The organism is Mycobacterium sp. (genome assembly GCF_051006775.1).
In the GTDB taxonomy this organism is placed as follows: domain Bacteria; phylum Actinomycetota; class Actinomycetes; order Mycobacteriales; family Mycobacteriaceae; genus Mycobacterium.
The window spans coordinates 1-5,121 of sequence record NZ_JBPCSX010000014.1 but is presented as its reverse complement, the minus strand read 5'-3'; the positions used below and the strand labels follow the sequence as shown (position 1 = coordinate 5,121).

Sequence of the window (5,121 nt, the reverse complement as noted above, 5' to 3'; positions counted from 1 at the left end):
GTCAGGGCGGGATGAACCTGTATAGCATGGGCCTGGACATGGATGCGATCCTGCCAAGGCTCACCCGGGTGCAGGCCACCATCCTGGTCACCCTGCTGGCCACGGTCCTGGTCTTCCTCGGCAAGTTCGTCTGGGAGGCAGACGTCGCGGTTACGGCATTCGTAGTGATCCTCACCTCGCTGGCCTCGCCCTGGGCGGCCATCACGCTGATCGGCTTCTGGCGTACCCGAGGCCGTTTCGATCAGACCGATTTGCAGGTCTTCAATGAACGCCGCACCGGAGGTCGGTACTGGTATGCGCACGGATGGAACCCGGCTGCTGTGCTTGGGTGGCTGGCGGGCAGTGTCATCGGAATCATGTCGAACGCCACAGACGCCTTCACCGGCCCGATAGCCGAGGCAATCGGAGGGGTCGACGCGAGCTTTCTGACCTCGACGGTGACTGCCGGAGTGGTCTATTCGATCCTGGTCGGGCTGCGTCCGCAGTGGCTCCACCATGCCGAGCCCAGGTAAAGAGAGGGCGCTGTTGTGAGCGAGAGCGAACCGCTACTGGCTTCCCTGCGGGTACTGGACCTCGGCGACGGCGAGTCCGATGCGGTCACCAGACTGATCGCCGATCTGGGCGCGGACATCATCAAGGTCGAATCGCCGGGCGGCAATTCCGGGCGCGCCGAGCTACCGACGCTGGACGGGGTGAGCATTCCGTTCGCGTTGCATAACGCCAACAAGCGGGCCGTCGTGCTCGATCCCGATGTGGCTGCCGATAGGCAGAGGTTGATCGATCTGGCCGCCGACGCCGATATCGTCTTCGACAGCGGACTGCCAGGTTGCGCGGCAGCGTACGGCACCTCCTGCGAAGAACTGGCCGACCGGTTTGATCACCTGGTCACGATGCTGGTGAGCGATTTCGGCAGCACCGGGCCGTATACATCCTGGCGTGCAACTGATCCGGTGCTGTACGCGATGGGTACTGCATTGTCGCGGTCCGGCCCGGCGTCGGGCACCCCGGTGCTCCCTCCCGGGGGCATCGCTTCGGCAACAGCGGCGGTTCAGGCCGCATGGGCGGTTCTGGCGGCGTATTTCAACCGGCTGCGTTGCGGCACAGGAGATTACATCGATTTCTCCCGATTCGATGCCGTGGTAACGGCACTGGATCCACCGTTCGGCACCCAAGGCCAGGCGGCGACCGCCCGCAAAGCCGGCGAGCGCTGGCGGGGCAGGCCGCGCAACCAGGACCTCTACCCGATCTTCACGTGCGCGGACGGTTTCGTCCGGATCTGTGTGATGGCACCCCGGCAGTGGCATGGCCTGCGTGCCTGGATCGGTGAGCCCGAACAGTTCCAGGATCCGCGCTTCGACACGCTGGCCGCGCGCGCCCAGGCATTCGACGAACTCGGCGCGCTCATCGCTGCGAGGTTCGCTGACCGGACTCGGGAGGAGTTGGTGGCCGAGGGACAGAGTCACGGGGTGCCGATCGCGGCGGTGCTGACACCGCCGGAGGCGCTGCAGTCGGATCACCTGCTAGCGGTAGGCGCACTTGCGGACGCTGAAATAGCGCCGGGGGTATCGGCCCGGGTTCCGGTCGGCTACTGGACGGTGGACGGTGGCCGCGCCGGTTTCCGCTCCGGTGCCCCTACGGTCGGACACGATCAACCCGTCTGGCGCGCACAGCGATTCGCACCCGAACCGGTCGGAGCCGTCGGCGGTCTGCCGCTGGACGGTATCCGGGTGATCGACATGGGCGTCATCGTCGCGGGCGGCGAATTGAGCAGACTGTTCGGCGATCTGGGTGCTGAAGTCATCAAGGTCGAGAGCGCCGCTTACCCGGACGGCCTGCGGCAGAAGCGCGAGAACCAGGCGATCGGCGACTCTTTCGCCCGCGCCCACCGCAACCATTTGGGATTCGGGCTGGATCTTCGCAGCCCGGCTGGGGCCGGGGTTTTCGCGCAACTGGTCGGCGTATCGGATGCGATCTTCGCGAACTTCAAACCGGGCACCCTGCGCTCGCTCGGTTTCGGCTACGACCGGCTCCGCGAGATGAATTCCGGCATCGTGTTGGCGGAGAGCAGCGCTTTCGGTGACGTCGGTCCGTGGAGTACCCGGATGGGTTACGGGCCGCTGGTCCGGGCCACCACCGGTGTCACCAGCCTGTGGACCTCCGATCAGGCCGACTCGGCCGCGCGCCATCCGTTCTATGACGCGACGACGATCTTCCCGGATCACGTGGTGGGGCGCATCACGGCGATCGGCGCATTGGCCGCCCTGATCCGCCGCCGCCGGCGCGGCACCGGCGCCCGGATCCACGTCTCGCAGGCTGAGGCCGGTATCAACCAGCTCGACACCCGGTTTGTCGTGCTGGCCGCCGAAGCGGATCAGGCACACGTGATCGAAGACCCCACCGTCAACCTGGTGTTGCCGTGCATTGGAGATGACGAATGGTGCGTGGTGTCGATCGGCTCAGAGGCCGATCGCCGCGCAATCGCGGCGGTTACCGGCGATGTGGCACTTGGCGATTGGGCGGTCCGGCACACGCCGCAGCAGGTGGCCCAACAGCTGCAGGCTGCAGGGGTGGCGGCCGGACCGATGTACCGCAGTGATGAGGTTTATGACCACCCGCAGCTCCGGTGGCGAAAAGTTCTGGTGGACATGGCTCATCCGCTCCTCGAGGGTCCGCTGACCGCTGAGACCGGCCCGGCGCCGTTCCGGAACATCCCGCCGTCTCCGCAGCGGCCGGCACCGCTTCCGGGAGCCGATACCCGGCGTATCTGTTCCGACATCCTGGGCATGATGCCCGCAGAGATCGACACACTGATCACCGACGGAGTGCTGTTCGCCGCGCGGGATTGATGAAGGAGTTGTGCCATGAGGACCACATCGGACGCAAGGCTGTTCATCGGCGGCGATTTCCGCGCCGCTGCGGACTGCGAACCCGTGCTGGAGGCTGCGACCGGGGAACTGCTCGGTGACGGTGCCAGCGCCACCAAGGCCGATATCGATGCGGCCGTTGCCGCGGCACGGGCTGCGCTGCCGCACTGGCGGTCGGCATCGCCGGATCACCGGGCGCACGCGCTGACGGCGTTCGCCGCGGCGCTGCACCGTCGAGCGGCAAGCACCAGTGAACTGGTGACCCGCGAGAACGGGATGCCGATGGCGCTGTCGGGAGGCGCCAACGGTCTCTTCCCGGCCGCCTTGCTGGGCTACTACGCGAAGCTGATCACCCGCACGCCGATCGAGGAGGTGCGGCCCAGCGCCATCGGCCACACCATCGTCCGCCGCGAGGCGGTCGGTGTCGTGGCCGCGATCGTTCCGTGGAACTATCCGCAGGCTCTGGCGGCCTTCAAACTCGCCCCGGCGTTGGCCGCCGGGTGCACGGTGGTGCTCAAGGCTTCGCCCGAGACCGCCTTGGACGCTTTGGTTTTCGGCGAGGCCGCTCAGGAGGCCGGGCTGCCGGCCGGGGTGCTGAATGTGGTGCCGGGTGGTGCCGAGGCCGGGGCGCACCTGGTGTCGCACCCCGGTGTGGACAAGGTCAGCTTCACCGGATCGACGTCGGTAGGCCGGATCATCGGCGAGGCCTGCGGCCGTCTGCTGCGCCCGGTCACCCTGGAACTCGGCGGCAAGTCCGCGGCGATCATCCTCGATGACGCCGATCTCGACGCAACCATGAAGGGTCTGAAGGCGGTTTCCTTCATCAACAACGGGCAGACCTGCTTCCTGGGCTCGCGCATCCTGGCTCCGCAGGCCCGCTACGGCGAGGTTGTCGAGGCACTGGCAGGTCTGGTCGCAGGTCTCAATGTCGGCGACCCGTTGGACACCGCCACCGATATCGGACCGGTGGTCAGCGCCCGCCAGCGCGAGCGTGTCCTGGACTACATCGAGACCGGAAAGATCAGCGGAGCGAAACTCATCGCCGGCGGCGGTGTTCCGGCCGATCAGCCCCGCGGCTGGTTCGTCTCACCGACGGTGTTCGCCGACGTGGACAACTCAGACCGCATCGCCCAGGATGAGATCTTCGGGCCGGTGCTCGCGGTGATCCCCTACGACGGTGACGAGCAGGCCATCACGCTGGCTAACGACAGCGAGTTCGGACTGGCCGGCACGGTGTGGTCGACCGATGCCGACCGGGCGACCGAGGTCGCCCGCGAGATGCGAACCGGCACCGTCGGCGTCAACGACTATCAGCTCGACATCGGAGCACCGTTCGGAGGGGTCAAGGCCAGTGGCATCGGCCGCGAACTCGGTCCCGAGGGTCTCGATGAGTTCTTCGAACTGAAGTCGATCTACCGGGTCGGCCCGGCCGGTTAGTCGCGGGCGAACGCGGCGGCAGCCTCCCGTTCCAGGTCCAGGTACACCTCATCGCCGACGTCCACGCCGACGCCCAGGATCTCTCCGCCGGTGAATGGGAAGCCCGGCGGATAGGACCGGCTCACCGGGTCGGCGCTGTCGAATCCGACACACAAGCCGTCACCGGACAGGGTGAACTTGCCGACCTGGGCCCGCATCGGCCCCTCGGCCACCACCTGGTCGTCGACATAGAGCCTGGCGGTACCGGTCGATTCGCCGTGCTCTCCGGCACCCTCGCGGATGAACTCCACACCGAGGGTGTGGTTTCCGGGCGTCAACCTCTCGGAGGTGAATGTCTGTTCGGGCTTGATGCCGAGGAAGTTGTAGACGTAGTTCAGTCTGGAGTCCTTGATGAACAGCGTGTGCCCGCCGAACCGGGAGCCGTGGGCGAAGATCACGCCTTCGGTCTCCGGCGTCACCCGCACGTCGGCGAGGATCTTGTAGGACCGGCCGCGCACGTTGACCGCCGCGCCCTCCGGAACCGGCGCAGTGTCGGGGTAGTAGATGTACCGGCTGCGCGGCGGCTCGGCCTGCGGCCGGGCATTGCCGAGCTGTTCAACGGCAGTTCGATCATCAAGGGGCAGAACGAAGTTCGCTTCGGCCTCCGCGAACCAGACGTCGATGAGTTCCTGGAGCTTCTCCGGGTGTTCGGCGGCGAGATTCTTCGACTCGGCGCGGTCGACATCTACGTGGAAGAGCTCCCACTGGTCCTGGTCGAAGTGGCCCTTGCCGCTGATCGGCGCGTGCAGGGCCGAGGCCTTCCAGCCGTCCTGCCACAGAC

The 5,121-nt window shown here is 66.8% G+C and carries 3 protein-coding genes and 1 pseudogene; 3 read left to right on the top strand and 1 reads right to left on the bottom strand.

What is annotated here, in order from left to right; translation table 11 throughout:
* The 3 genes from ACR2JI_RS00710 to ACR2JI_RS00700 all read left to right on the top strand — a co-directional run.
* A partial coding sequence (locus ACR2JI_RS00710; RefSeq protein ID WP_526386971.1) for a cytosine permease occupies positions 1–512 on the top strand: 512 nt, incomplete at its 5' end.
* A 15-nt stretch (positions 513–527) separates the two neighbouring features.
* Positions 528–2,846 (top strand): CoA transferase, encoded by a 2,319-nt coding sequence (locus ACR2JI_RS00705; protein WP_526386969.1) that lies wholly within the window; start codon positions 528–530, stop codon positions 2,844–2,846.
* Between the two features lie 15 nt (positions 2,847–2,861).
* Positions 2,862–4,301: an aldehyde dehydrogenase gene (locus tag ACR2JI_RS00700; protein ID WP_526386967.1), complete on the top strand. Its 1,440-nt coding sequence runs from the start codon at positions 2,862–2,864 to the stop codon at positions 4,299–4,301.
* Here the strand turns inward: ACR2JI_RS00700 and ACR2JI_RS00695 are convergent.
* Positions 4,298–5,121 (bottom strand): annotated as a pseudogene (locus ACR2JI_RS00695) (arylsulfatase); the annotation flags it as partial. The gene ACR2JI_RS00700 and the pseudogene ACR2JI_RS00695 sit on opposite strands and share 4 nt — an antisense overlap.

What these genes read in the sequence shown, in the direction of transcription:
- ACR2JI_RS00700 (WP_526386967.1), top strand. Translation starts at nt 2,862, where the DNA reads ATGAGGACCACATCGGACGCAAGGCTGTTCATCGGCGGCGATTTCCGC.